The sequence below is a fragment of the Gemmatimonas sp. genome (assembly GCF_044344655.1).
Classification (GTDB): Bacteria; Gemmatimonadota; Gemmatimonadetes; order Gemmatimonadales; family Gemmatimonadaceae; genus Gemmatimonas.
The window spans coordinates 1-23,867 of record NZ_JBIJCN010000048.1 but is presented as its reverse complement, the minus strand read 5'-3'; the positions used below and the strand labels follow the sequence as shown (position 1 = coordinate 23,867).

At 66.5% G+C, this 23,867-nt stretch carries 26 protein-coding genes; 21 read left to right on the top strand and 5 right to left on the bottom strand.

The features are described from left to right. The 7 genes from ACIQ51_RS11855 to ACIQ51_RS11825 all read left to right on the top strand — a co-directional run. Positions 1-648: MotA/TolQ/ExbB proton channel family protein (locus ACIQ51_RS11855; protein WP_396205259.1), on the top strand; the 648-nt coding region annotated here is incomplete at its 5' end. 88 nt (positions 649-736) lie between these two features. Next, a complete protein-coding gene (locus tag ACIQ51_RS11850; protein ID WP_396205258.1) occupies positions 737-1,204 on the top strand; it encodes an ExbD/TolR family protein in 468 nt (155 codons plus the stop codon). Then, positions 1,204-1,611 carry an ExbD/TolR family protein gene (locus tag ACIQ51_RS11845; protein WP_396205257.1) on the top strand — a complete coding sequence of 136 codons (408 nt, stop codon included), beginning with the start codon at positions 1,204-1,206 and terminating at the stop codon, positions 1,609-1,611. Before ACIQ51_RS11850 ends, ACIQ51_RS11845 begins: the two co-directional genes overlap by 1 nt. 122 nt (positions 1,612-1,733) lie before the next feature. Beyond that, the gene (locus ACIQ51_RS11840; RefSeq protein ID WP_396205256.1) at positions 1,734-2,579 is read left to right on the top strand and encodes a hypothetical protein; all 846 of its coding nucleotides are present in this window, start codon (positions 1,734-1,736) and stop codon (positions 2,577-2,579) included. Positions 2,580-2,689: 110 nt separating this feature from the next. Further along, positions 2,690-4,174 (top strand): amino acid permease, encoded by a 1,485-nt coding sequence (locus ACIQ51_RS11835; protein ID WP_396205255.1) that lies wholly within the window; start codon positions 2,690-2,692, stop codon positions 4,172-4,174. Between the two features lie 27 nt (positions 4,175-4,201). Then, on the top strand, positions 4,202-5,485 hold the full coding sequence (locus ACIQ51_RS11830) for a dicarboxylate/amino acid:cation symporter (protein WP_396205254.1): 1,284 nt from the start codon (positions 4,202-4,204) through the stop codon (positions 5,483-5,485). A 1-nt stretch (position 5,486) separates the two neighbouring features. Then, positions 5,487-6,800 (top strand): sterol desaturase family protein, encoded by a 1,314-nt coding sequence (locus ACIQ51_RS11825; protein WP_396205253.1) that lies wholly within the window; start codon positions 5,487-5,489, stop codon positions 6,798-6,800. Between the two features lie 108 nt (positions 6,801-6,908). Here ACIQ51_RS11825 and ACIQ51_RS11820 read toward each other — a convergent pair whose 3' ends face one another. From ACIQ51_RS11820 to ACIQ51_RS11800, 5 genes are all read right to left on the bottom strand, one after another. Then, complete coding sequence (locus ACIQ51_RS11820; protein WP_396205252.1) at positions 6,909-7,859, bottom strand: BadF/BadG/BcrA/BcrD ATPase family protein; 951 nt, start codon at positions 7,857-7,859, stop codon at positions 6,909-6,911. Beyond that, entirely contained in the window at positions 7,856-9,397 is a 1,542-nt protein-coding gene (locus ACIQ51_RS11815) for a sodium:solute symporter (RefSeq protein WP_396205251.1), read from the bottom strand. The genes ACIQ51_RS11820 and ACIQ51_RS11815 overlap by 4 nt, the downstream gene beginning before the upstream one ends. 21 nt (positions 9,398-9,418) lie before the next feature. Next, complete coding sequence (gene nagB, locus ACIQ51_RS11810) at positions 9,419-11,383, bottom strand: glucosamine-6-phosphate deaminase (protein ID WP_396205250.1); 1,965 nt, start codon at positions 11,381-11,383, stop codon at positions 9,419-9,421. A 48-nt stretch (positions 11,384-11,431) separates the two neighbouring features. Further along, positions 11,432-11,788, bottom strand: coding sequence for a HesB/IscA family protein (locus tag ACIQ51_RS11805; RefSeq protein ID WP_396205249.1), 357 nt, complete (start codon positions 11,786-11,788; stop codon positions 11,432-11,434). 192 nt (positions 11,789-11,980) lie between these two features. Further along, positions 11,981-13,060: a serine hydrolase domain-containing protein gene (locus ACIQ51_RS11800; protein WP_396205248.1), complete on the bottom strand. Its 1,080-nt coding sequence runs from the start codon at positions 13,058-13,060 to the stop codon at positions 11,981-11,983. Positions 13,061-13,311: 251 nt separating this feature from the next. Here ACIQ51_RS11800 and ACIQ51_RS11795 point away from each other — a divergent pair, with 251 nt between their 5' ends. The 14 genes from ACIQ51_RS11795 to ACIQ51_RS11730 all read left to right on the top strand — a co-directional run bounded on the left by ACIQ51_RS11795 (position 13,312) and on the right by ACIQ51_RS11730 (position 23,780). Further along, on the top strand, positions 13,312-14,667 hold the full coding sequence (locus ACIQ51_RS11795; protein WP_396205247.1) for an exo-beta-N-acetylmuramidase NamZ domain-containing protein: 1,356 nt from the start codon (positions 13,312-13,314) through the stop codon (positions 14,665-14,667). 112 nt (positions 14,668-14,779) lie between these two features. Next, positions 14,780-15,421, top strand: a complete 642-nt coding sequence (locus tag ACIQ51_RS11790) for a CDP-alcohol phosphatidyltransferase family protein (RefSeq protein WP_396205246.1) — start codon at positions 14,780-14,782, stop codon at positions 15,419-15,421. 5 nt (positions 15,422-15,426) lie between these two features. Continuing rightward, the gene (locus ACIQ51_RS11785; protein WP_396205245.1) at positions 15,427-16,758 is read left to right on the top strand and encodes an inositol-3-phosphate synthase; all 1,332 of its coding nucleotides are present in this window, start codon (positions 15,427-15,429) and stop codon (positions 16,756-16,758) included. Then, positions 16,755-17,285: a hypothetical protein gene (locus tag ACIQ51_RS11780; protein WP_396205244.1), complete on the top strand. Its 531-nt coding sequence runs from the start codon at positions 16,755-16,757 to the stop codon at positions 17,283-17,285. Before ACIQ51_RS11785 ends, ACIQ51_RS11780 begins: the two co-directional genes overlap by 4 nt. 25 nt (positions 17,286-17,310) lie before the next feature. Beyond that, positions 17,311-17,604, top strand: a complete 294-nt coding sequence (locus ACIQ51_RS11775; protein WP_396205243.1) for a hypothetical protein — start codon at positions 17,311-17,313, stop codon at positions 17,602-17,604. Further along, positions 17,601-17,894, top strand: a complete 294-nt coding sequence (locus tag ACIQ51_RS11770; protein ID WP_396205242.1) for a hypothetical protein — start codon at positions 17,601-17,603, stop codon at positions 17,892-17,894. The genes ACIQ51_RS11775 and ACIQ51_RS11770 overlap by 4 nt, the downstream gene beginning before the upstream one ends. 4 nt (positions 17,895-17,898) lie before the next feature. Next, positions 17,899-19,230 carry a dihydrolipoamide acetyltransferase family protein gene (locus ACIQ51_RS11765; RefSeq protein WP_396205241.1) on the top strand — a complete coding sequence of 444 codons (1,332 nt, stop codon included), beginning with the start codon at positions 17,899-17,901 and terminating at the stop codon, positions 19,228-19,230. Positions 19,231-19,238: 8 nt separating this feature from the next. Beyond that, the gene (locus ACIQ51_RS11760) at positions 19,239-19,484 is read left to right on the top strand and encodes a hypothetical protein (RefSeq protein WP_396205240.1); all 246 of its coding nucleotides are present in this window, start codon (positions 19,239-19,241) and stop codon (positions 19,482-19,484) included. 1 nt (position 19,485) lies between these two features. Beyond that, positions 19,486-19,752, top strand: a complete 267-nt coding sequence (locus ACIQ51_RS11755; protein WP_396205239.1) for a hypothetical protein — start codon at positions 19,486-19,488, stop codon at positions 19,750-19,752. Continuing rightward, positions 19,749-20,606 carry a PHP domain-containing protein gene (locus ACIQ51_RS11750; RefSeq protein WP_396205238.1) on the top strand — a complete coding sequence of 286 codons (858 nt, stop codon included), beginning with the start codon at positions 19,749-19,751 and terminating at the stop codon, positions 20,604-20,606. Before ACIQ51_RS11755 ends, ACIQ51_RS11750 begins: the two co-directional genes overlap by 4 nt. A gap of 5 nt (positions 20,607-20,611) precedes the next feature. Then, positions 20,612-21,340 carry an SDR family oxidoreductase gene (locus tag ACIQ51_RS11745; protein WP_396205237.1) on the top strand — a complete coding sequence of 243 codons (729 nt, stop codon included), beginning with the start codon at positions 20,612-20,614 and terminating at the stop codon, positions 21,338-21,340. Then, positions 21,309-22,106: a hypothetical protein gene (locus tag ACIQ51_RS11740; RefSeq protein WP_396205236.1), complete on the top strand. Its 798-nt coding sequence runs from the start codon at positions 21,309-21,311 to the stop codon at positions 22,104-22,106. The genes ACIQ51_RS11745 and ACIQ51_RS11740 overlap by 32 nt, the downstream gene beginning before the upstream one ends. A gap of 21 nt (positions 22,107-22,127) precedes the next feature. After that, positions 22,128-23,126 carry a thioredoxin-disulfide reductase gene (gene trxB / locus ACIQ51_RS11735; RefSeq protein ID WP_396205235.1) on the top strand — a complete coding sequence of 333 codons (999 nt, stop codon included), beginning with the start codon at positions 22,128-22,130 and terminating at the stop codon, positions 23,124-23,126. Between the two features lie 3 nt (positions 23,127-23,129). After that, positions 23,130-23,780 (top strand): MBL fold metallo-hydrolase, encoded by a 651-nt coding sequence (locus ACIQ51_RS11730; protein ID WP_396205234.1) that lies wholly within the window; start codon positions 23,130-23,132, stop codon positions 23,778-23,780. The last annotated feature ends 87 nt before the right edge of the window (positions 23,781-23,867 follow it).

Here is a 23,867-nt window from a genome sequence, read left to right as displayed (position 1 = left end):
TTCTCGTTCACGGTGCTCATCCAGAAGTGGTGGAGCATGCGCAAGGCGCAGGCCGAGACGCGCAAGTTCGCCCCGGAGTTCTCGCAGTTCCTCGAAGAGGACAACCTCAACGAGGCGATCAATCTGGCCGAAGGCTACAAGAAGTCGCACGTGGCGCGCGTGCTCGGTGGCGCCCTCAGCGAAATCCGTCCGCTCATCCAGGACGGCTCGGTGACCGTGGCCGACATCAACTCGGCCGAGCGTGCGGTCGAGCGTGAAATGCTGATGACTGTCGTGGACCTGAAGCGCGGCCTCGGCATCCTGGCGACGGTCGGTGCGACCGCGCCGTTCGTCGGACTGCTCGGCACCACGATGGGTATCGTGAACTCGTTCACGGGCATGGCCAGCTCGGGCGCCGGCGGTATCTCCGCCATCGCCGCCGGTGTCGCCGAAGCCCTGATCACGACGGCCATCGGTATCGGCGTCGCCATTCCTGCGGTGTGGGCGTTCAACTTCTTCCAGACGAAGATCGACAACCTCACGGCCGAGATGACGTACACGTCGAAGGAAATGATCGACTACCTCATCAAGGGCGTCTCGGGTGAGTTCGGCCGCTCGCGCTTCACGCGTGAGTTCAACACGGCTGGCCAGCAGTCGATCTCGCAGTAAGCACTTCCATTACGACGATGCGCCTTGGCGCCCCATTCCGGGGCGCCACTGGGCGGCGTAACGCAGTCCGTTTTCACGGAGTAACGCCATGGGCATGAGTGTCAGCGGCGGCGGCGGCGTAAAGGCCGAGCCGAACGTCACCCCCATGATCGACGTAATGCTGGTGCTGCTCATCATCTTCATGATCACGATCCCGCAGATCAACGCGGGCTTCAAGGCGGTGCCGCCCGAGGGCCAGAACCTCAAGCCGCACCCCGAAGAAGATGGTGACCAGGTACTCGGTATCGACGATCAGGGTCGCTATTACCTGAACAAGAAGCCGATTCGCAACGAGGATCTCGAGACGGCTGTCCGCGAGATTTACGGTGTCGAGAATCGCGAAGACTACATCATGTACGTGAAGGCCGATAAGGAACTTCAGTACCTCAAGGTGGTCGACGCGCTCGGCATCCTCTCGAAGGGCGGTGTCCGCGTGGCGGCGCTCATCACTGAGCAGCAGCCGGGCACGGAGTCCCTCGTTGAATCCGATCGCATCAAGCCGGGAGGAAGCCAGTAATGGGTATGTCTGCCGGCGGCGGTGGCAGCAGTCTCAATAACGAGATCAACGTCACCCCCATGATCGACGTGCTCCTCGTGCTGCTCATCATCTTCATGATGATCATCCCGATGAGCCGTAAGGCGATCGACACCCAGCTCCCCGATCCGAATCCGCAGCCGGCCCAGCCGAATGTGAACCCGGATCAGATCGTGCTCGAAATCCTCCCGGATGACAAGTACGCGATCAATAAGGAGCCGGTCGAGAAGACGGAGCTCTTCAATCGCCTGAAGACCATCTACGACCCACGCCCCGAGAAGATCATCTTCGTCAAGGGCGACACCATGACGATCTACGCGAACGTCATCTGGGCCATGGACCAGGCGCGCGGAGCTGGCGTCAAGGTCATCGGCGTCGCGCCGAAGTGAGTGACGGTGCCCTGCGGGGCACCTCACCCTGACCTGCGGTGTTCTACACGGCGGGCGAACCCTTTCGGGGTCGCCCGCCGTAGTACATTTCGCCGTCCGCACGCCGTCATCTTTTCTCCCGTATGGCCGCCTACCCACCGACCGATTCTGCCGATCTGCCGCCGCCTGGCGCGCCGCAGCGGCCCAGATACCGCCCGCCCATTGGCATTCCGGTGGCCAGACAGCGCCGCACGGCAAGCCTGCTGCTCGCCATTTTCCTGCACGTCGCCATCATCGCGCTGCTCATCGTGCCGTTCACGTCGCCCGAACTTCTGAGCGAAGTGCTCGGGGCGGGGGGCATGGGACCGGCTGGTGGCGGTGGCGGTGGCAATCAGGGGAACGGTGGGCAGATCAAGCAGGAGCGCCTCCAGTACGTGCGGGTGGCCCCGCCGCCGCCGGCGCCCACGCCAGCCGTGCCGCAGATCAAGCCGCCCGAGATCAAACCGCCGGTGGTACCGCCCCCGGTGCCGCAACCCAAGCCGCCGGTGGCGCCCCCCACGCCGGCATCGGCGGCCGACGCGGCCGATGTGAAAAGCGCGACCTCCGGGACCGGTGGTGGCGCGGGGACCGACGGCAGCGCCGGCAGTGGCCCCGGCAGCGGCGGAGGCGTGGGCTCGGGCGTCGGCACGGGCAAGGGCACCTCCGTGGGCGCTGGGACCGGCGGTGGACCGGGTAGCGTCTATCCCCCGGCCCCCACAGAGCTGTTCCTCCCACCGCTCCCGGTACCCAATAAGGCCAAGGGAACGATCGTCGTCGTCTTCGACGTCGATTCCACCGGCAAGGTGCTCGATCTGCAGTTCAATCCCACGAAGGACGGCTCGTACAATCGCAAGCTGCGTGAGGCGCTCATCGCCATCCGCTTCCGTCCCGCGGTCAATGCGCAGGGCGTACCCGTGCGCGCACGGACAGAGATCACCTACTCGCTGTGATTGCTGCAGGGGTGTAGCTTGCGGCGACAGCGCCGACGCTGGCCGTCCGGCGCCGCTGACGTCACTCCCCTCCAGAGGCTGCGGCCTCCCCCCACATCCCAGAACACGTCATGGGGCTGTTCGATCGAAAGCCGATCGTTGCTGCTGACGACGGTGAACACGGCATGCGCCGCACCCTCGGTGCGGGTGATCTCATCATGCTGGCCATCGGTGCGGTCATCGGCGCCGGCATCTTCTCGTCGCTCGGCACGGCCGCCGCCGGCGAAACGCTCGCCGACGGAACCGTTGTGCGCTACGGCGCCGGTCCCGCGCTCGTGCTCTCCTTCGTGCTGCTGGGCGCCGTGTGTGGTCTCGCGGCCCTCTGCTATGCCGAGCTGGCCGCCATGATTCCACAGGCCGGCAGCGCATACGCCTACTCGTATGCGACGCTCGGGGAAGTTGTCGCGTGGATCGTGGGGTGGGCGCTGATTCTCGAATACGCCGTGGGGAATGTCGCTGTCGCCATCGGCTGGGCCGGGTACTTCAACTCGCTCCTCTCCGGTTTCGGAATCGAGCTGCCAGGCTGGCTCACGCACGGGTACTGGAACGTCAAAGCGAGCGGTGATCCCGCCGTGCAGGCGCTGATGACCACGGCGCCGCGCATCGCCGGGATTCCCGTGCTCGTCAACCTGCCGGCCTTCGGGATCGTGGCAGCCATCACCATGCTGCTCATGCAGGGCGTCAAGGAGAGCACGCGCGCCAACAACATCATGGTGATCGTCAAGCTGCTGGTCCTCGGCTTGTTCGTCATCGTGGGCGCGCTGCACATCGACCCGGCCAACTACAAGCCCTTCGCGCCGAACGGCTTCACCGGCATTCACCAGGGCGCCGCGATTGTCTTCTTCGCCTACATCGGATTCGACGCCATCTCGACGGCCGCCGAGGAAACGAAGAACCCGCAGCGCAATCTGCCGCTGGGTATTCTCGGCGGGCTCGCGGTGTGCACGCTGATCTACGTGATCGTGGGGCTGGTGGCGACCGGGCTGGTGCCGTACGAGCAGCTCAAGAGCTCCGACCCGCTGGCCAAGGCGCTCTCGATGGCGGGGCTCGACACCGCCAGTTGGATCGTGGCCGCAGGTGCCGTCGTATCCATGTCGGCCGTGCTGCTCGTCTTCCAGTATGGGCAGCCCCGGATCTTCTACGCGATGGCCCGCGACGGCCTGCTGCCGCGCTTTGCCGCCAAGCTCGATCCCAAGACCCGCACCCCCAAGGTCACCACGCTGATCACCGGCGTGCTCGTGTCGCTCGGCGCCCTGCTGGCCGATGATGCCGCCACATACGACCTCACCAACATCGGGACGCTCGCCGCCTTCGCGGTGGTGTGCCTTGGTGTGCTCGTGCTGCGCGTGCGCGAGCCGAACCGCCCGCGACCCTTCCGCGTGCCGTTCGTCTGGTTCGTCACCCTCGTCGGTGCGGGGGCGTGCGTGTTCGTGATGAAGGGACTGCCCGCCAGCGCGTGGATTGCCTTCGGCGTATGGATGGCAATCGGGCTCGCGCTGTACTTTGCCTACGGCTATCGGAACTCGGTGCTACGCACCGGCGCCACCGACCGCTGATCGCTGGTTTCTCCTCCCGCTCCAATCATGGCTCATCTCTCCGCCGACAGCACCAGCACGCCCCCCGCGAAGAAGGGATTTCTCGGGATCAACTTCACCGGCTGGATCGTCATTTCGATGATCGTGGGCATCCTGATCGGCTGGCTCGCCCCGGACTTCGCGCCGAATCTCAAGCCGCTCGCCAACATCTTCCTGCGGATGATCAAGTCGCTGATCGTGCCGCTGCTGTTCAGCACCCTGGTGGTCGGCATTGCCGGCCATGGGGACGACATGAAGAAGGTGGGCAAGCTGGCGCTCCGGTCCATCATCTACTTCGAAATCGTCACCACGCTCGCCCTCGCGATCGGCCTCGTCGCGGTGAACTGGGTGAAGCCTGGTGTGGGGCTGCAGATCACGGCCGATGGCAACAGCGAGGAGTTCCAAGCGCTCGCCGCCAAGACGCCGACGTTCGCGTCGGTCCTCGAACACACCGTACCGCAAAGCTTCTTCGAGGCGGCCGCCCAGAATGAAGTGCTGCAGATCGTCTTCTTTGCCATCATCTTCGCCGTGGCGCTCGCCAAGGTCGAAGGGCCGTCGAAGAAGTACATGCTCGATTGGCTGCAGTCGCTGAGCGACATCATGTTCAAGTTCGTGGGCATCGTCATGGCCTATGCCCCCATCGGGATCGGGGCCGCCATCGGCGTGACCGTCGGCAAGAGCGGCCTCGACGTGATGCTCAATCTCGCGAAGCTGGTGGGCACGCTCTACGTATCGCTCATTGTGTTCGTGGTCCTCGTCCTGGTGCCGGTCGCGATCTTCATGCGGATCGACATGAAGCGCTTCTGGTCGCTGGTGAAGGAGCCGTGGCTCATCGCCTTCTCCACGGCGTCGTCGGAAGCGGCGTTCCCGCAGGCCATGCAGGCCATGGAGAAGTTCGGCGTGCCCCGTCGGATCGTGTCGTTCGTGCTCCCCACGGGCTACTCGTTCAACCTCGACGGCAGCACGCTCTATCTCGCGATCGCCTCGGTGTTCGTGGCGCAGGCGGCCGGCATCGACATGCCGATCGGCCAGCAGCTGCTCATGATGCTCACGCTCATGCTCACCTCCAAGGGCGTGGCTGCGGTGCCCCGCGCGTCGCTCGTGATCCTGTCGGGCGCGCTCGCGCAATTCGGCCTGCCGCTCGAGGGCATTGCCGTGATCCTCGGCGTGGATGCCATCATGGACATGGCGCGCACGTCCGTCAATCTCCTCGGCAACTGCCTCGCCACGGCCGTGATGGCGCGCTGGGAGGGGGAGCTCAAGGACCCGGCGCCGGAGGCGGTGCCCGCCTGACATGGGGATCATTCAGGCCAGCATCCCGCTGTTCTTTCTGTTGATCGCGGCCGAGCTGCTTGTTGCGCAGCTCGGCCGTCGTCCGTTCTACCGACTGAATGACAGCATCAGCGACCTGTCTGCCGGCACCATCAGTCAGGTGGCCGGGGTGTTCACCAAGGTGCTCCTCCTTGGCGTGTTCGCCTGGCTCTTCGAGCACGCCCGCGTGCAGCGACTGCTCCCCGTGCCGGCATGGCCCGACGGTCCATGGCGCACCGCCAGCGGCGCGCTCGACCTGCGCGCTGCCGCCGGCTGGTGCGCGGCCTTCGTGGCGGTGGACTTTGCCTATTACTGGTTCCATCGCGCCTCGCACGAGGTGAACCTCTTCTGGGCCGGCCACGTGGTGCACCACAGCAGCGAGGAGTACAACCTTGCCGTGGCGCTCCGGCAGAGTGCCGTGGGCGGCCTGCTGTCGTGGATCTTCTATGCGCCCCTCGCGCTGCTCGGGATGGCCTGGGAGCAGTTCGCGGTGTGCTACGCGCTCAACCTCGTCTACCAATTCTGGATCCACACGCGCGCCATCGACCGGTTGCCGGCGTGGTGCGAGGCGGTGCTTAACACACCGTCGCATCATCGCGTACATCACGGCGTCAATCCGGAGTATCAGGACCGCAACTACGCCGGCGTGTTCATCGTGTGGGATCGCTGGTTCGGCACCTACACGCCCGAGCGGCAGGAGCCGGTCTACGGGCTCACCACCCCCCTCCGCAGCTGGAATCCGCTGTGGGTGCAGATCCATCAGTACGTCGCGATCGCGCGGAACGTGTGGTTCGCCCGGTCGTGGCGTGATCGAGGGGGCTACCTGTTTGGATCACCAGGCTGGCGCCCCGCCCGCGAGGGCGGGCCGGTCGTACTGCCGGAGGTGTCGCGCGACACGTTCACCCCGTTCGACCCGCAGGTGCCGCGCACACTCACGTGGTACGCGCTCGCGCACTTCGCGCTCGTCATTCCTCCCGCCTTGTGGTATCTGGCCGAGGCCGAGTCGCTTCCGGTGGGGCAGTTGCTCGCCGGTGCCTTCTATCTCGCGCTCTCGCTCACCAACGTGGGCGGCGTGCTGGAAGCGCGCCGCTGGGCCTTTGCCTCTGAGCAGGCACGACTCGTCGCGCTGACGGCGGCCTTCGCGTTCATGGCCGTTCGCGTCCCTGCCCACTGGGGCACCGTCGGCGCCGTCGTCTGTCTCGCCAGCCTCGCGATGCTCTGGCGGTGGCGTGCGGCATTCACTGGAGAGAGTGATGAGCGGATGGACGGAGACCACGCGGGGGCGGGAAGGACCTGAGCGACGGCCGCGCGGCAGCGCGTCTGCGGGAAACGCCCCGCACCCTGAGGCAAAAGAAAACGGGCGGGCGCCAAGCGCCTCGCCCGTTCCTTGTCTCACGTCCCGCTGCTAGACCTCCACGCCGAGCAGGCGTCGCGCTCTGCGGACCGCGCCGCGTGCCGCATCGACGTCATCGCTCCTGATCACCGCGCCCGGCACGGCGCTCTTGAGCCGCTGCTCGAGCCGCTTGCGCACGAGGGATCCGCGCGAGAGGAGCCCGCCCGCGAACGCTACCGGAATGGAGGCGCGTTCGTCGGAGAAGCAGCGGCGTGCCAGCGTGCGCACGTGCAGCGCGAGTTCTTCCACACAAAACGAAATCAACGCATTGGCACGGAGGTCGCCCGTCGCCGCAACCTGCGCCACCACCGGCGCCAGCAGGGCATAGGCGCCAGGCGCCGCCGTCGCGGCCCAGGGGATCACGTCTTCCAGCGTCTCGAGTTCGAGCGCCGTGAGGATCGCGCCGGTGAGTGCCGTCTCCGGCTCACGGCCATCCGTAGCGGCCGTCACCACACTCAGCGCGCGGCGACCGAGCCAGTGGGCGCTCCCTTCGTCGCCCACATTGGGCCCCCAGCCACCGCACCGCTCGAGGCGGCCGTCTGGGGCCTTCGAATACGCCACCGACCCCGTGCCAGCGATCAGCAGCACGCCGGCCGAGTCACCGAAGGCGTCGTCCATGGCGATCACGGCGTCGGCTTGCACCGACACGTCATCGGCCACCCGGTGCTTCGCCAGGGCCGACCAGAGCGCTTGCGCGGCGCGTTCCTGGCCGGCACCCGCCACACCGACGACGCAGACCGCCGGGCGCGATTCCGTGCGCTCGGCCGCGGCCAGCGCTTCACCGATCAGCGCCTTGATCACCTCGGCCGCGGCATGCTCCTCGCCGGGGCGCAGGGCGCTTGCTGACCCCTCCACGCGCGCGAGCACGGTACCGGCGGCATCGCTGAGCAACACGCGGGTGCGGCTCCCGCCGCCATCCACACCTACGACCAGCGGCGTCGGGTCGAGTGGTCCGGCGCTCATGAACGGCTCCTTGGTGCAGGCGACGCCCCGGCCGTGCCGGTGGGCGCCGCGTGTGTGAATGACGACAACATCCCGGTGAGGAAGGTAATCGTGAGGCCGATGAGGACGTACCACGGCCACGCAATCGTCGCCACGCCGCCCAAGGTGCTCGCCATCCCTGGGTAGGCCGCGACGATCTGCTTGGCGAATACGATGAATGCCATGCAGCCAATCCCCACGCTCATGCCGAGGATCGCGTCGCGCTGGTTGGCCCGGTCCCAGAACATCCCGAGGAAGAAGCCCCCCAGCAGCCCACCCTGCGTGAAAGAGGCGATGGACAGGGCAATCACCACTACGGGCGTACCCTGCTCCTTGAAGAGCAGGGCGCCTGCCGTGAGCCCGACCCCCCAGAGGAGCGCGAACAGCTTGCTCACCTTGAGTGTCCGCGGGTCATCGGGACTGCGCCCGGTGAAGGGCAGGTAGATGTCGTATGTAGAACTCGCCGCGAGCGCGTTGATGGCCCCCGAATGCGTGCTCATCGTCGCCGCAATGATGGCTGCCACGATCAGCCCGATCAGGCCGTGCGGCATACGCTCGATGATGAACGTGGGGAAGATCTGGTCGGCCTGCGGGAACGCCTGACCGTTGTACACCACCCAGAGCCCGAGCCCCACGAACAGGAAGAGCGTCATCTGCGCGAAGACCGCTACGCCACTCCCGATGATCGCCACCTGCGCCTGTTTGAGCGAACGGCTCGACAGTAAGCGCTGCACGATGATCTGATCGGCCCCGTGCGACGCCATCGCGAGGAACGCACCGCCAATCAAGCCCGCGAACATCGTGTGCGGTCGATCAATGCCGGCATACCAGTCGATCGCCTGCAACTTGCCCGCTGCGCCCGCACGTTCGAGAATCGTGCTCCAGCCGCCGTCCACCGCGCGCCCGAGCAGCACGATGGCCGCGATGCCTCCCATCACGTAGATGCTGGCCTGCAGCAGTTCGGTCCACACCACCGCCTTCATGCCGCCACGGTAGGTGTAGATCACCGTCAACACCCCCAGAACCACGATCGCCGCCGGCATCGTGTACTCACGCGGCATCACGGGGCCGATGATCAACGCCACCGGAATGGCCGTGGCGAACACGCGGACGGCATCGGCCATGGCGCGTGTCACCATGAATACGACTGATGTAAAGCGCCGCGTGCCCAGTCCGAAGCGCGTCTCCAGCAGGGCGTAGGCCGTGACGAGATTGCCGTTGAAATAGCGCGGCAGCAGCGTGTACGCCACCACGATGCGCCCGAGAATGTATCCGGCCACCACTTCGAGAAATCCGAGGTTGCCCGTGTACGACAACCCCGGAATGCTGATGAACGTGAGCGCCGACGTTTCACTCGCCACGATCGAGAACAGCACGGCCCACCACGGGATGGCCCGCTCGGCCACGAAGTAGTCGTTGGCCGACTTCTGGTCGCGGCCAATCCACATGCCCAGCGCCGTGGTGCCGCCCAGGTACAGCAGCAGCACCAGCAGGTCGAGGAGATTGAAGGTACTGCTCATCCTCGGGGCGCCTCGCCAACGTTACGCCACGACATACGCCTCCATGGCGAAGTACTCCGCCAAGCCGAGTTGGTCGAGCTCCCGCGCCGTGCCCTTATTGCGCTGCTCCACCCGCTGCCAGAACTCGCGCTCGTCCTGCCCGGGGAAGGGCGCCGAATCCTTCTGCGACTGGTGCTTGAAGATCGCTTGGATCTTGATCGTGAGCTCTTCCTGCGAGAGAGGCACGAGCACGGTGGCATCGGTGATCGGCCACTCCTGCCACGCACCACGATACAGCCAGATCTCCGGGCGCGACGCTGCCGCGGCGCCGGCATATACCTCGGCCACGGCGCGGTCGATCGCTTCCTTGCACATGCGGTGCGTACCGTGCGGATCCGACAGGTCACCGGCCACGAAGATCAGATCGGGCTGCAGTTCGCGCAGCAGCTCCGCCACGATCTTCACGTCGGCTGGTCCGATCGGATCCTTGCGCACCTTGCCGGTCTGGTAGAAGGGCAGGTTCAGGAAGCGCGCATGGTCCTTCGTCAGCCCCATCACCTCGATGCCGCTCACCGCTTCCGACTCGCGAATGATCCGCTTGATGTCCTGCACCTCGGGGATGTCCACCTCGCCCGCCTGCTTGCGCTGCAGGAACGCGTGCACCGTGTCGGCGAGCTTGCGCACCGTGGAGTGCTCCCCAAGGCGCTCGTTCTCGAGCCGCGTGAGGAAATCCATGTAGCGGCGCACGTCGTGATCGAACACGGCGATGTTACCGCTCGTCATGTAGGCCACGGTCATGGCGTTGGCGTTCTCCACGAACTTGCGGAGGATGCCACCCATCGAGATCACGTCGTCGTCGGGATGCGGCGAGAAGCAGATCACCTTGAGGCCGCGCGGCAGCTTGCTCTTTCCGCGGATCTTCGCGCCCAGCATGTTGAACACGAGCCCGTTCACCGCCCCCGGCGATCCATGACGCGCGACGAGACTCGTGAGATGGTTCTCCGCGTAGTCGGCCTGCGTAAGCTTGAGGATCGCCTTCTGCTGCTTGCCTGCGAGCCAGGTGACCGCCCGGACGGCCAGGTGCTCGTCCCAAGCCACTTCATCGATCAGCCACGGCGTGGCCACCCGCGTGAGCGCGGCCGCCGCCGCATCGTCCACGTAGAACGTGGTATTCGCGTGACGCTGGAGGAACGTCGCCGCCACTGCCCGGTCGATCTCGCCTTCCACCGCGCGAAGGACCACGCCGGCCTTGTGCTCGCCAGTGGCAAGAATGGCGATCTCACGAGCGCCCATGATCGTCGCGATGCCCATCGTGAGCGCTTCGCGCGGCACGTTCTCCTCACCGAAGAAGTCCGCCGCCGCATCACGCCGCGTGATCGAGTCGAGGTGCACCAGGCGCGTGCGACTCTGCTCACCCGAGCCGGGCTCGTTGAAGCCGATGTGACCCGTCTTGCCGATGCCGAGCAACTGGAAGTCGATGCCGCCGGCGGCATCGATCGCCGCCTCATACGCGGCGCACGCCTGCTCCACCTCGGCACGATCGAGCGTGCCGTCGGGGATGTGCACGTTGGCCGGCGCGATGTCCACATGCGAGAAGAGATTCTCCCACATGAACCGGTGGTACGAATGGATGCTGTCCGCCTTCATCGGATAATACTCGTCCAGATTGAACGAGATCACGTGACGGAAGCTCAGCCCCTCTTCGCGGTGCAGGCGAATGAGTTCGCGGTACACGCCAATCGGGGTGGAGCCGGTGGCCAGCCCCAGCACGATCGGGCGCCCCTCGGCCGCGCGAGCGCGCATGAGCGCGGCGATGCGTCCGGCGACCACGCGCGCCATGGCGCCGTGTTCGTCGATGATGACGGTGGAAATGCGTTCGCGTGCCGTGCCGGCGACGCCCGCGTGCAGGAACGGCGAGCCCTCAACGCGCGCAAGCCCGGCGCTCAACTCGAGCGCGCGGGCCTGCGAGACGTCAGGAGCCGCCGGGGATCCGGTGGCTGGTGACATGAATACGGGGAGTGTGAAGGGTGATCGCCCGTCGGGCGATCGGGTGAATCAGGCCGAGAACGAGCTGCCGCAGCCGCAGCCGCCCGTGCTGTTCGGGTTCTTGAACGTGAAGCCCGAGCCCTGCATCGACGACACGTAGTCGATCGTCGTGCCGCTGAGATACTGCGCCGAGAAGGGATCCACGAACACCTTGATGCCTTCGAGTTCGATGATCACGTCGTCGTCCGCCGACTTGTCCTCGATCACGAGACCGTACTTGAAGCCGCTGCACCCGCCCGGCATGACCGACACGCGAAGGCCACCCTGCTCGGGGGTCACGCCCTCGGCGTCCATGAACTTGCGCACTTCGCCCGCGGCCACAGGCGTGAGGATCACCATGATGTCCGGCTGCTGCATCGTGCTCATACTCGTCCTCCGAACGGGCCGGCACCGTGCCGGACCAGAATGACTGCACCGCCGCAGTCCGGTCGCCCTCGCGATCGGTCCCGTTGGGGGTGTCAGTGCGTGCTGCAGAAAAAATAGCGAGAGGAATACTCCCCTTGCAAGAAACCCGCGGCGCCCGCCAATGATCCCTCACGCCGGAGCGGAGGGCCACAATCACCGGCCGGCGCCGGCAGCTGGTGCCAGAGCCTTCGCCACGGCGTCGGCCAGCGCCGTGCGGATGCCGCCGATTCCGGTACTTTGGCGTGTGGGGTTCACACGGTTCGTCAGCAGCAGCACGAACAGGTCGCGCTCGGGATCCATCCAGATCGAGGTCCCGGTGAACCCAGTGTGACCGAAAGCCGACGGCGATAGCTGGCTCCCGGCGCTGTTGCGGGTATTGGGCGTTTCCCAGCCGAGGGCACGGTGTGATAGCGCCGGCTGCTGAGCGCGCGTGAACGTCGCCACCGTGCTGCTGTCGAACACCCGTACGCCATCGAGCACACCGCCGTTCAGGTACATGCGGGCAAAACGCGCCAGATCGTGCGCCGTCGAGAACAGGCCGGCGTGCCCAGACACCCCCCCCAGCATGGCGGCATTCTCGTCGTGCACCTCACCCCGCAGGTGACGGTTGCGCCACGGATCAACTTCAGTGGGCGCGGTGCGCGCGCGCCATGACGCCGGCGGGAGATAGCGCGTCTCCTGCATCCCCAACGGCGCGAAGACGTGCCGCACGTCGTAGGCATCCAGCGACTCGGTCGACACCCGTTCCACCAACTGACCCAGCAGGATGAACCCCAGGTCGCTGTACACCATGCGCATCCCGGGCAAGGTGTCGGGCGACGTGGCGAACACCTGACGGACCGCCTCGCTGCGATCGCCGGCCTCCTTGTACAGCGCACGCCAAGCCGGCAGCCCCGCCGCGTGCGTGAGCAGGTGGCGTACCGTCACCCGCTCGGCACCCGGGGCCCGCCACTCGGGGAGGTACCGTACCACCGGCGTGTCGAGTGCCACCCGGCCACTTCCCACGAGTTGCAGCATCGCGCTCGTGGTGCCGATCACTTTCGTCAACGACGCGAGATCCCACACTGTGCGATTCGTGGGGCGCGTCGGATCGTTCTGATCCAGTTGGCCTGCACCGTACTCGGCGATGATTCCGGCACGTGTGCCCACCACCGCATAGGCGCCGGGAAATGCCCCCTCGGCCACGCCACGCTCCAGGATCCGCCGCACGCTGTCCCCTACCGCCACGGCCATCGCACGACTCACCGATGCGGGCGGTCGGAGGGGGGCAGGCGTGGGCCCGCGGGAAAAACAACCGCTCGCCGTCACCACCCCCGCCAGCAGCACGGCGCGGCGGACCACCCGAACGCCGGACGGAACGTGTAGCTTGAGCGTCAGGACCGCATGCGCGGCACGTGGGGTAGAGGGTATTCGGCGGGGCATGTGTTAGCGAGTGTCAGGACGGCGCAGGTTTGCTGCGCCCGATAACCTTCGGAGAGAAACGCGTGAAGGCCTTCAAGACGCTACGGATCTGGACGGCGCTGGGAACGTGTATCGCGACCCTCGCTTGCGCGGGGGGCGGGCGGCCCGACGGCGGTCCCGTGCCCGACGATGGCGTGGACGGGCCCGCTGGCATTGGTATGCGCGGTCGCAGCGTGGATCGCAAGGTGCGCCCCGGCATTACCGTCCTGCTGGACGATAGCATCAAGCTCGTCGCCGGCAAGCGCGTGGCCCTCGTGACCAATCAGACCGGCGTGGACGAAAAGGGGCGTCGCACCGTCGACCTCCTCTTCAGCGACGTGCGCGCGCAGCGCGCCGGTGTGAAGCTCGTCAAGCTCTTTGCCCCCGAGCACGGGGCACTCGGCACCCTCGACCGCGAGGGACTCGATGACGAGAAGGACACGCGCACCGGACTCACCGTGCACTCGCTGTACAAGCGGCGGACGATGGCGCCGGCCGACAGCCTCCTCCAGGATGTCGACGTGATCGTTGTCGACCTGCAGGACATTGGCACCCGCACATGGACGTACGTGGGCGTGGTGCTCTACAGCATGCAGGCCGCCGAGCGTCGCGGGATTCCGGTGCTCGTCCTTGATCGCCCCAATCCCATCAGCGGTGCGTTTACCGAGGGCGCGCTCCTCGATTCCGCCCTCGCCAACGCCGCCTATCCCACCGATACAGGCAAGACCAACGGGTTCGCGATCTACGCGTCGCCGCTTCGGCACGGGCTCACCATGGGGGAGCTGGCGCGCCTCTTCCAGGCCAATCTCAAGCTGGGGGCGCGCCTCACCGTCATCCCCATGCGCAACTGGCGCCGCGCGATGTGGTTCGACGAGACTGACCTACCCTGGGTGAAGCCGTCGCCCAACATGCCCAACATCACCTCGGCCTTGCTCTATCCAGCGCTCGTCCCCTTCGAGGCGAGCAACCTGTCGGTGGGGCGGGGCACGGAGCAGCCCTTCCAACGCGTCGGGGCCCCATGGCTCAACACCGACCGCGTGGTCCGGCTCCTCGAGGATCTCAGCCTGACCGGTGTGAAGTTCCGCGCCGAGCGCTTTACCCCGGACAAACCCGGTGACAACAAGTATGCCGGGCGGAGCATCCCGGGGATCCGCCTCGAGGTGACCGATCGCGAGCGCGTGCAGCCGGCCCGGTTGGGGGCCGCCATCCTATGGGCCATCAACCGGGCGCATCCCGACTCGCTTCGCCTCACCACGGCTGGCTTCGACCTGCGCATGGGGTCGGCCCGCATGCGCGAGGCCCTGCTCGGCGGGGGGGATCCGGATGCCGTCCTCGATCGCCTGCTCCCCACCGTCATGGCCTTCGAGAAGGACGCCCGTCGCTTTCATCTCTACCGTTGACTGAGGGGGAGTTCTAGCTTTCCCTAGCTGGTTCCGAACCCGGCCATGGGCCGGGCGGAACGTCCGGCCGTGCCAGCACTGAACTTCGCCGGGTCCAGACACAGTCCCCCTGATGAAAGCTTCGTGGAACGCTATCGTGAGCGGTTACCTGCGAGTCATCGCCCCCGTGGCGGACTGGCTGGTCGCGAAGCGTGTGCGTCCCAACACCATCACGACGATCGGTACCCTCTGCACGTGTAGTGCGGGTATCATCTTCGCGACGGGGCATATCAGCATCGGCGGCTGGTTCCTCGGGCTCACCGCGCTTTTCGACGTGCTCGATGGCACCGTGGCGCGCCGCACGGGAACCACCACCACGTTCGGAGCCTTCTACGACTCCACCCTCGATCGGGTCGCTGACGGGTTTCTGCTCGGCGGGCTGGTGGTGTTCTATGCCACGCACCCGGAACACGCCAGCAAGGGCATGGTCATTGTGTCCACGCTGGCGCTCATCGCCACGTTTCTCACCTCGTATACCAATGCCCGTGCCGAGGGGCTCGGGTTCTCGGCGCGCGTGGGGGTGCTGCAACGGCCCGAGCGCATCACGCTCCTGTCCGCACCACAGGCCTTCTTTGGCCTGGCCCTGCACGGATGGGTGCTCGCCGGTATTGTCCTGCTGTTGATGGTGACCGCCTGGATCACCTTCTTTCAGCGCATGGCCTACGTGCACCGCATCACCACGGCTGCTCCGACATCTACCTCTCCTGGAGAATAAACGCAGTGTCCGACTCGACCCGCGGGACCCCCGCGAACATCGCCCCGGCCACGGGCAAGCTCGCCATCTTCACGCCGGGCCTCGGCGCCGTGGCGACGACCTTCATCGCCGGTGTCGAGCGCGTACGCCGCGGCTTGTCCACGCCAATCGGTTCGCTTACCCAGATGGCGACCATTCGCCTCGGCAAGCGCACCGACAATCGCAGCCCGCTCATCAAGGACTTCGTGCCGCTCGCGTCGCTCGACGACATCGTGTTCGGCGCCTGGGATCCTATCCCGGATGACGCGTACACGGCGGCCACCAAGGCCGGCGTACTGGTGAAGGACGACATCGAGCCGATCGCCGACTTCCTCAAGGGCATCAAGCCGATGCCGGCGGTTTTCGAAAATCGCTACGTCACGCGCATCACTGGCGCGACGAATGTGAAGACCGGCAAGAACAAGAAGGAGCTCGCCGAGCAGCTGCGCGCGGACATCCGCAACTTCATGGCGGCCAATGGCGCCACGCGCGGCGCGATGGTGTGGTGCGGCTCCACCGAGACCTACATCAAGCCCGGCCCGCAGCACCAGACGATCGAAGCGTTCGAGAAGGCCATGGAAGAGAACGACGACGCGATCGCGCCGTCGATGCTCTACGCCTATGCAGCCATCATGGAGGGCGTCGCGTATTGCAACGGTGCGCCGAACCTCTCCGCCGATTTCCCGGCCATGGTCGATCTGGCGAACCGCCAGGGCGTGGCCATCTCGGGCAAGGACTTCAAGACCGGCCAGACCTGGATGAAGACCGTCATCGCGCCCGGCATGAAGGCCCGCATGCTCGGCCTCGAGGGCTGGTACTCCACCAACATCCTCGGCAACCGCGATGGTGAAGTGCTCGACGATCCCGCGTCGTTCAAGACGAAGGAAGAGTCGAAGCTCTCCGTGCTTCATACCATTCTGCAGCCCGAGAAGTATCCCGAGCTGTACAAGGACTTCTCGCATGTCGTGCGCATCAACTACTACCCGCCGCGCGGCGACAACAAGGAAGGCTGGGACAACATCGACATCAAGGGGTGGCTTGGCTACCCGATGCAGATCAAGGTCAACTTCCTCTGCCGCGACTCTATCCTGGCGGCGCCACTCGTGCTCGATCTTGCCCTGTTCAGTGACTTCGCCCAGCGCGCCGGGATGAAGGGCATCCAGGAATGGTTGAGCTTCTATTACAAGGCGCCCACGGTGGCTGCGGGACTGCAGCCCGAGCACGACCTGTTCATCCAGCAGACGAAGCTGAAGAACACGCTCCGTCACCTCATGGGTGAGGAGCAGATCACCCACCTCGGGCTGGAATACTACCAGTGATGCTCACGCGCGCGCGTCGGATCGGTCGCGCGGTCGTTACCCTCGCAGTCGGCGCCGTGTTGGCCGGCTGCGACGCGGGGCGGCCGCCGATGGGAGAACTCCGGCTTCGCACGGAAGACTTCACCATCCGGGTGTCCCCGGAAACCCGGCCCACGCGCGCGCTGGAGCCCGTCTACTGGCGCGTCATGGTGCACGACACCAAGACCGGTCTCCCCATTCAGGGCGGGCAGGGACGGATCTTCGGCACCAACAAGGACATGAAGACGGTCGCCAATGGTCTCGAGGAGACCGGAGAACTCGGGACCTATCGCAGTAACCTGATGTTCGTCACCGCCGGCATGTGGGCGATGGCGATCCAGTTCCGGCGCGACTCCACGCAGATCCTGCAGAAAACGCAGGATTGGACGCAGGATATCCTGTCCGCCGACGAACCCGGCAACATCCAGACGCCGACGTCCACGCGCGTCGAGGATACGGCCAAGGCACCGGCCCCGGCGCCTGATTCTACAAAGAAGCCGGTGCCCTGACGGGTACCGACGGAGCACGATTCCCATGCGGCATTTCCATCGGTGCTCGCTCACGCCCGATCAGGTGCTCGAGCAGGCCGATAAGCACTTCGGCCCCCTCGGACTCTCTCGCGGGGGCGCCGATGCGCGTTCCCGTATCTTTACCGGTGCGCTCGGCACCATGCGGCTCACGGTGAAGATGGAGGGCGGGCACTACACGTTCGTTGAGGTGCACACCGATCAGGTTGGAGAAAGTCGCCTGGATAAGGGCGTCAAGAAGTATTTCAACCTGCTACACCGAACGGCCGATCCCCGGCACCTGATCGAGGCCGGATATTGAGCGCGGCTCCCGTTCCGCACTCCGAGGACCGGCTGGGGCGCAACATCGGCGTCGGATGCTTTACGTTTTTCATCGGCGCGGTGAGCGGAGCGATGTCCGGAGTCGGCATCGGCAAGCTCCTGGGCTTCTTCAATCGCTGTACCCCGCAACCGGGACTGCCTGCCTGCGAATGGTGGGTGTTCGCCGGATACGGCGCAGCCATCGGCGCACTTACGCTGCCGGTGCTCGCCCTTTGGCGCCTTCGCCGCCGCGATCAGGCCGAAGACACAGCTTCCATGACAAGAGGATGACCGAGTGGCTCGTGTAGACGTGATCATGCCGCAGATGGGCGAGTCCATTGCGGAAGGGACGGTGTCGCGGTGGCTCAAGAAGGTGGGCGACAGCGTCAAGCGCGATGAGCCCATCTTTGAGATTTCCACCGACAAGGTCGATGCCGAGATCCCCTCGCCGTCGGCCGGCGTGCTGATGGAGATCCTCGTGGGCGACGGCCAGACGGTCGCGGTGAATACGGTGGTGGCGCGGCTCGAGACTGACGCGGCCGCTGCTGCGGCGGCCCCTGCCGCCGCGCCGGCTCCGACGCCTGCCAAGGTAGAAGTGGCGCCGTCCCCCGTGGCCGCCTCGGCGGCGCCGGCCACCCCCGTCGCACCCGCTGCACCCGCTGCACCCGCTGCGCCGGCCGCGCCGGCCGCGCCGGCGGGCTCGCTCGAGGATCGCCTTCGCACCAAGTCGTCGCCGCTCGTACGCAAGATCGCCGCGGAGCACGGCGTAGAGATCGCCGCGCTCTCCGGCAGTGGTATTGCCGGGCGCGTGACCCGTAAGGACCTCGAGGCGTTCCTGGCCAACCGGCCGGCGGCTGGTGCCTCCATGCACGCCCCCGCCGGGACGGAGTCGCACGGCCCGCTCCCCACCCCGTGGGCGGGCGATGTCGTCGAGCCGATGTCCAAGATGCGGCGGCTTACGGCCGACCACATGGCGCAGGCGCGTCGCGTGGCGGCGCACGTGACCACGTTCTGGGAGATCGACCTCACGCGCGTGGCGCGCATCCGCACGGCGATGCGCCGCGACTTCGAGGCGCAGTCTGGCCAGAAGCTCACGTACATGCCGTTCATCCTGCAGGCGGTTGGTGCGCAGCTCAAGCGGCACCCGGTGCTCAACGCCGCCGTTGCCGGCACCGACATCATCTACCGGAAGCAGATCAATCTCGGCATTGCCGTGGCCCTCGAGCCCACGGGGCTCATCGTTCCCGTGCTCAAGCGCGCCGATGAGCTCTCGCTGACCGGCCTCACTCGTGGCGTGAACGATCTCGCGGCGCGCGCGCGCAGCAAGAAGCTGAGCCCGACCGACGTGCAGGACGCCACCTTCACGATCACCAATCCGGGTACCTTCGGCTCCATCACCGGCACCCCCATCATCCCGGTGGGCACCACGGCCATCCTGTGCCTCGGTGCCATCGAGAAGCGCCCCAAGGTCGTCACCGGCCCCGATGGTGAAGACACGATCGCCATTCGCACCTGCTGCTACTTTTCGCTCTCGTTCGATCACAAGGTCGTTGATGGCGCCGATGCGGATCGCTTCATGGCGGATCTGAAGAAAGCGCTCGAGTCGGTCTCCGAAGCGTCGGTCTGACGCACCGCATGGCCCGCACGCTGACCATCGTCGAACGCCGGGTGTCCGAGGCGGAGCGGGCGGAATATCTCGCGGCACTATCGGCGCGCCAGCAGCGCGCGGCGGCAGTGCCCGCGCATTTCTGGGTCTTCGAGCACGCCGCCGAACGGGGGCGCTTTGTCGAGTTCACCGAGGCCGCCGGCGAGCAACAGATCGCTGCCGCGCACGGTGACCATGCGCCCGCTGATCTTTGGCGTGAAGTACAGGGAGGTTGAGATGCCCACGCGACGTATCGACATCGATGGACGCGAATGGCAGGTGTACCCGTCTGGATTCGTCACGCAATACGTGGCCGACGAATTCGGATTGATCTTCGTGACGGGGCAGGGTGATGCGCGTGAAGTGCGCGTCACCCGCTACTCGCCCATGGGCACGCGATCGCGCGAGCAGTCCCTCGCGGAACTCGACGAGGCGCAGCTCACCGAATTCTTCCGCGCGTCGCAGCCGGGCGCGCGCTCCCCTGAGGCAGGCTACCGATCGTGACCGACGCGGCCACGGCGCCCGCAGCGTTCGTGGACCTGCAGGTGCACACGACTGCCTCCGATGGAGCACTCGCACCCGCAGCCGTGGTGGAAGCGGCCGCCGCTGCACAGCTGCACGCCATCGCCATCACCGACCACGATACCGTCGACGGGCTTGCGGAGGCGGCCGAAGCAGGCGCTCGCCTCGGGGTGCGCATCGTGCCCGGGGTGGAACTCAGCTCGCACTTCGAAGACGAAGAACTTCACCTCCTTGGGTTGCACCTCGCCAACCGCGACGCGATGCGCGACGCGCTCGCTGACTTACAGGAACAGCGGGTGGTGCGCGCACAACGCATCGTCGAAACGCTCAACGCCCACGGGATTCCGGTCACGATGGACGCGGTCCTCCGCGAAGCCGGCGATGGTGCGGTCGGACGTCCACACATCGCGCGCGCAATGCTGGCCGGCGGCTGGGTACGGGAGTTTCGCGAGGCGTTCGATAAGTGGATCGGCTGGGGGCGCCCCGCCTACATGGCCAAAGATCGCTTCGACGTGGCCGACGCGATCGCCCTCGTGCACAAGGCCGGCGGGCTCGCGGTCTGGGCCCACCCCGGTGAACTCGCCACCCCGGCCCGAATCGACCGGCTCGCCAAGCTGGGTCTCGATGCCGTCGAGGTGCTGCACCCCAGCCATCCGCCGTATCTCGTGCAGCGGCTCGTGGACCACACGGAAAAGGCCGGGCTATTGCCCAGTGGTGGCTCCGATTGGCACGGCACCCAGGAGGGCCCGCGCAAGCTGGGCGGGCAGCTCGTGCCCAAGGTGTGGCTTGATTGGCAGGATGAACGCCTCGCGGCGCGCGCCGCCGCCACAGTCTGACCGCCGTGGTCCGCAAGGTTGCGCTCGTGACCGGCGGGGCGCGCCGTGTCGGTGCCGCGATCGTTCGCAGCTTCGCGGAACGGGGCTACCATCTGGTCCTGCATCACGGGCATTCCCCTGACGAGGCCCAACGCCTGGCGACGGACCTCGAAACGGAGCACGGCGTGCGCGTGCTGGTGGTGCAGGAGGATCTCGCCGACCCTGCCGCGCCCGCGCGCGTCGTGCAGGCGGCAGTCAGCGCCTTCGGCGCCCTCGATGTCGTCGTGAGTTCCGCGTCGGTGATGGAATGGCGCGACTTCGACGCCGTGACGCCGGAAGATTGGGCGCGCACCGAAGCGATCAATCTGCGCGCTCCCTTCTTCCTGATGCAGGCGGCCGGACGCGCGATGCCCGACGGTGGCTGCATCATTCAGATCGCTGATCATCTCGCGCACGAAACCGGTTTTCCTCGGCTCATGCCGCACCAGATCACGAAGGCGGCACTGGGGCAACTCGTGCGGGCCGTGGCCGATCATCTCGCGCCGCGCGTGCGCGTCAATGCCGTGTCGCCCGGGCTGGTGCTCGCCCCCGATGACCTCTCCGCTGCGGCGACCGCCCGTTTTCTCCGGGACGTGCCGCTGGCGCGCAGCGGGACCCCCGACGAGCTGGTGGAGGCCATCCACTACCTCGTAAGCGCCTCGTACGTAACCGGAACGGTGCTGCGTGTCGACGGTGGACGTCATCTCCGGCGCTGACGGCGAGGCGCCCCAGCCGCAGCGCGAGCCGCAGCGCGAGCCGCTGCGCTTCGGGCGCATAGTCGTGATCGGTGGCGGCTGCTACGGCAGCTGGTACACGCAGCAGCTCACCCGCGCCATCCGGCGCGGGGCGCTCGAGGCCCGCGAAATCGTCGTGGTTGATCGCGATCCCGACTGCCTCGTGGCCGGTCGATTGGCAGCGGGGCGCTACGCCGAGGCGCCCGTGCAGGTGGTGGTGAGCGCGTGGGCCGATTACCTGCATCACTGGCTCGACGGCGGCGCGAGCGCCGTGGCAGAAGACGTCATGGTGCCCTCGCCACTCATGCCCCACCTCTGCCTCGACTGGCTCCTGGAGCGCGCCGCCACGCGCTGGCCCGGTCGCGCGATGCACGTGCGTCCGCTTCCCGCCACGCCGCCCGTCCCGTGGGAGCGTGCCGCGCCGGATGGGCGGCACTACGTCAGTTTTGCCACCTGGACCTGCCCGGTCAACTGCATCGAGCCGGCCAAGTGCCCCGCCACCCGTGACGTGCGTGACTGGAGTATGCCCGTGACCATCACCCGCTTCACCGAAACGGAACCATCGGTGCGCGGTGCCGCTATCTTTCACTGTGAACATCGGACCTACGGCGTTGGCATGATCGCCGCCGCCGCCATCGTCAACGCCGACCAACAGCTGGCATCGTGGGGCGCTGACGGCCCCTGCACGATGCTCGTCGGTACCGTATCGCACTGCCACGGCGCGCTCGGTCTGCTCGCCTTGTCCTGACGCTCTATACCACTCGCGCCCATGTCTGCCTCGCGCCCCGAAAACATCGTCATCATCGGATCCGGTCCCGCCGCCTGGACCGCCGCCATCTACGCGGCGCGGGCCAACCTCAATCCGCTGGTGTTCGAGGGCGAACCGGTGGGAACCGAACTCCCGGGTGGCCAGCTGATGCTCACCACCGACATCGAGAACTTTCCGGGGTTCCCCGACCCGATCAGCGGCCCTGAGCTCATGGATCGCATCAAGGCGCAAGCGGTACATCATGGGGCGCGCGTGGTCTCCGAGCTCGTCAAGCAGGTCGACTTCTCGCAGCGCCCGTTCACGCTCACGCCCAACTACTCCAAGCCGGTCACGGCCCATACCGTCGTGGTCGCTACCGGCGCCGCCGCCAAGTGGATCGGGCTCGAGAGCGAAATGCGCCTCGCACAGCAGGGCGGCGGGGTCTCCGCCTGCGCGGTGTGCGATGGCGCCATGCCCTTCTACCGGAACAAGCGCCTCGCGGTGGTCGGTGGTGGTGACACCGCCATGGAAGAGGCCATGTATCTGACAAAGTTCGCCAGCGAGGTGGTGGTGATTCATCGACGCGACAGCTTCCGCGCGTCGAAGGTCATGGCCAATCGCGTGCTCACGCACCCCAAGGTGCGGGTGGAATGGAATTCGCAGGTGGCCGAGGTGCTCGGTGACGATGTCATCACCGGGCTTGTGCTCGAAGACACTCGGTCGGGAGAGAAGCGCGCGCTCGAAGTCGGCGGGCTCTTCGTCGCGATCGGCCACACCCCCAACACCCGGTTTCTCGCTGGTCAGCTGGACACCACCGAACATGGCTATCTCAAGGTGGCCCCGTGGCGAACGGCCACCAACGTCGACGGCGTCTTCGCGGCTGGCGATGTGATCGACGACTACTACCGTCAGGCCATCACCTCGGCCGGCACTGGATGCATGGCGGCATTGGAAGCCGAACGCTGGCTGGCCCACCATGGCATCGGCGAGACGCCGCTGCTGGAAGCCGTCGACGGCTGAGCCATGGCTGGACTCCGCATTCAGCAACTCACGGTCGGACCACTCGAGGAGAACTGTTATCTCCTCGCCGATTCGGAGTCGGCACAGGCGGTACTCGTCGACCCGGGGGACGAACCCGACCGGCTGCTGGCGGCAGTGGCTGACACCGGCTGTGCCCTCACCGGCATCTGGCTGACCCATGGGCACTTCGATCATGTGGGCGGCGTGGCGGGCGTTGTGCGTGCCACCAAGGTGCCGATCCTCGCCCATCCCGCTGATCACCTGTTCCATGCAGGCGCCGCCGACCAGGCGGCACGGTGGGGACTCGTGGTCGAGAACCCGCCGCCCATCACACAGGCATTGGCCGAGGGGCAGACGGTGACCCTCGGGCGTTTCACCTTTGACGTCTGGCATGTGCCGGGGCACGCTCCCGGCCACGTGGCGTTCATCGGCCACGGGCTCTGTATTTCCGGCGATGTCCTCTTTGCGGGGTCGATCGGGCGCACCGATTTGCCACTCTGCGATCCCTCGGCCATGCATCAGTCGCTCATGCGATTGGCCACCCTGGAGCCGGCGACTCGGGTCTTGCCCGGGCACGGTGTTATGACCACGATCGGACGTGAAGTCGCATCCAATCCCTTTCTCAGCGGGGCGGCCCGACCCATCGGTGCCTGACCGGTCGTTCGCCCCTCGCCGTTTCGATTCCTTTCAGCCCCATCCCATGCCCCACTTGTCCTTTACGCAGATGCGTTCTGGGTCGGT

Coding starts and splice junctions, on each gene's coding strand:
- ACIQ51_RS11830 (WP_396205254.1), top strand. CDS start 4,202: ATGGCTCATCTCTCCGCCGACAGCACCAGCACGCCCCCCGCGAAGAAG.
- ACIQ51_RS11845 (WP_396205257.1), top strand. CDS start 1,204: ATGGGTATGTCTGCCGGCGGCGGTGGCAGCAGTCTCAATAACGAGATC.
- ACIQ51_RS11850 (WP_396205258.1), top strand. CDS start 737: ATGGGCATGAGTGTCAGCGGCGGCGGCGGCGTAAAGGCCGAGCCGAAC.
- ACIQ51_RS11825 (WP_396205253.1), top strand. CDS start 5,487: ATGGGGATCATTCAGGCCAGCATCCCGCTGTTCTTTCTGTTGATCGCG.
- ACIQ51_RS11790 (WP_396205246.1), top strand. CDS start 14,780: ATGAAAGCTTCGTGGAACGCTATCGTGAGCGGTTACCTGCGAGTCATC.
- nagB (WP_396205250.1), bottom strand. CDS start 11,383: ATGTCACCAGCCACCGGATCCCCGGCGGCTCCTGACGTCTCGCAGGCC.
- ACIQ51_RS11820 (WP_396205252.1), bottom strand. CDS start 7,859: ATGAGCGCCGGACCACTCGACCCGACGCCGCTGGTCGTAGGTGTGGAT.
- trxB (WP_396205235.1), top strand. CDS start 22,128: ATGTCTGCCTCGCGCCCCGAAAACATCGTCATCATCGGATCCGGTCCC.
- ACIQ51_RS11805 (WP_396205249.1), bottom strand. CDS start 11,788: ATGAGCACGATGCAGCAGCCGGACATCATGGTGATCCTCACGCCTGTG.
- ACIQ51_RS11760 (WP_396205240.1), top strand. CDS start 19,239: ATGGCCCGCACGCTGACCATCGTCGAACGCCGGGTGTCCGAGGCGGAG.
- ACIQ51_RS11840 (WP_396205256.1), top strand. CDS start 1,734: ATGGCCGCCTACCCACCGACCGATTCTGCCGATCTGCCGCCGCCTGGC.
- ACIQ51_RS11835 (WP_396205255.1), top strand. CDS start 2,690: ATGGGGCTGTTCGATCGAAAGCCGATCGTTGCTGCTGACGACGGTGAA.
- ACIQ51_RS11775 (WP_396205243.1), top strand. CDS start 17,311: ATGCGGCATTTCCATCGGTGCTCGCTCACGCCCGATCAGGTGCTCGAG.
- ACIQ51_RS11755 (WP_396205239.1), top strand. CDS start 19,486: ATGCCCACGCGACGTATCGACATCGATGGACGCGAATGGCAGGTGTAC.
- ACIQ51_RS11800 (WP_396205248.1), bottom strand. CDS start 13,060: ATGGCCGTGGCGGTAGGGGACAGCGTGCGGCGGATCCTGGAGCGTGGC.
- ACIQ51_RS11730 (WP_396205234.1), top strand. CDS start 23,130: ATGGCTGGACTCCGCATTCAGCAACTCACGGTCGGACCACTCGAGGAG.
- ACIQ51_RS11815 (WP_396205251.1), bottom strand. CDS start 9,397: ATGAGCAGTACCTTCAATCTCCTCGACCTGCTGGTGCTGCTGCTGTAC.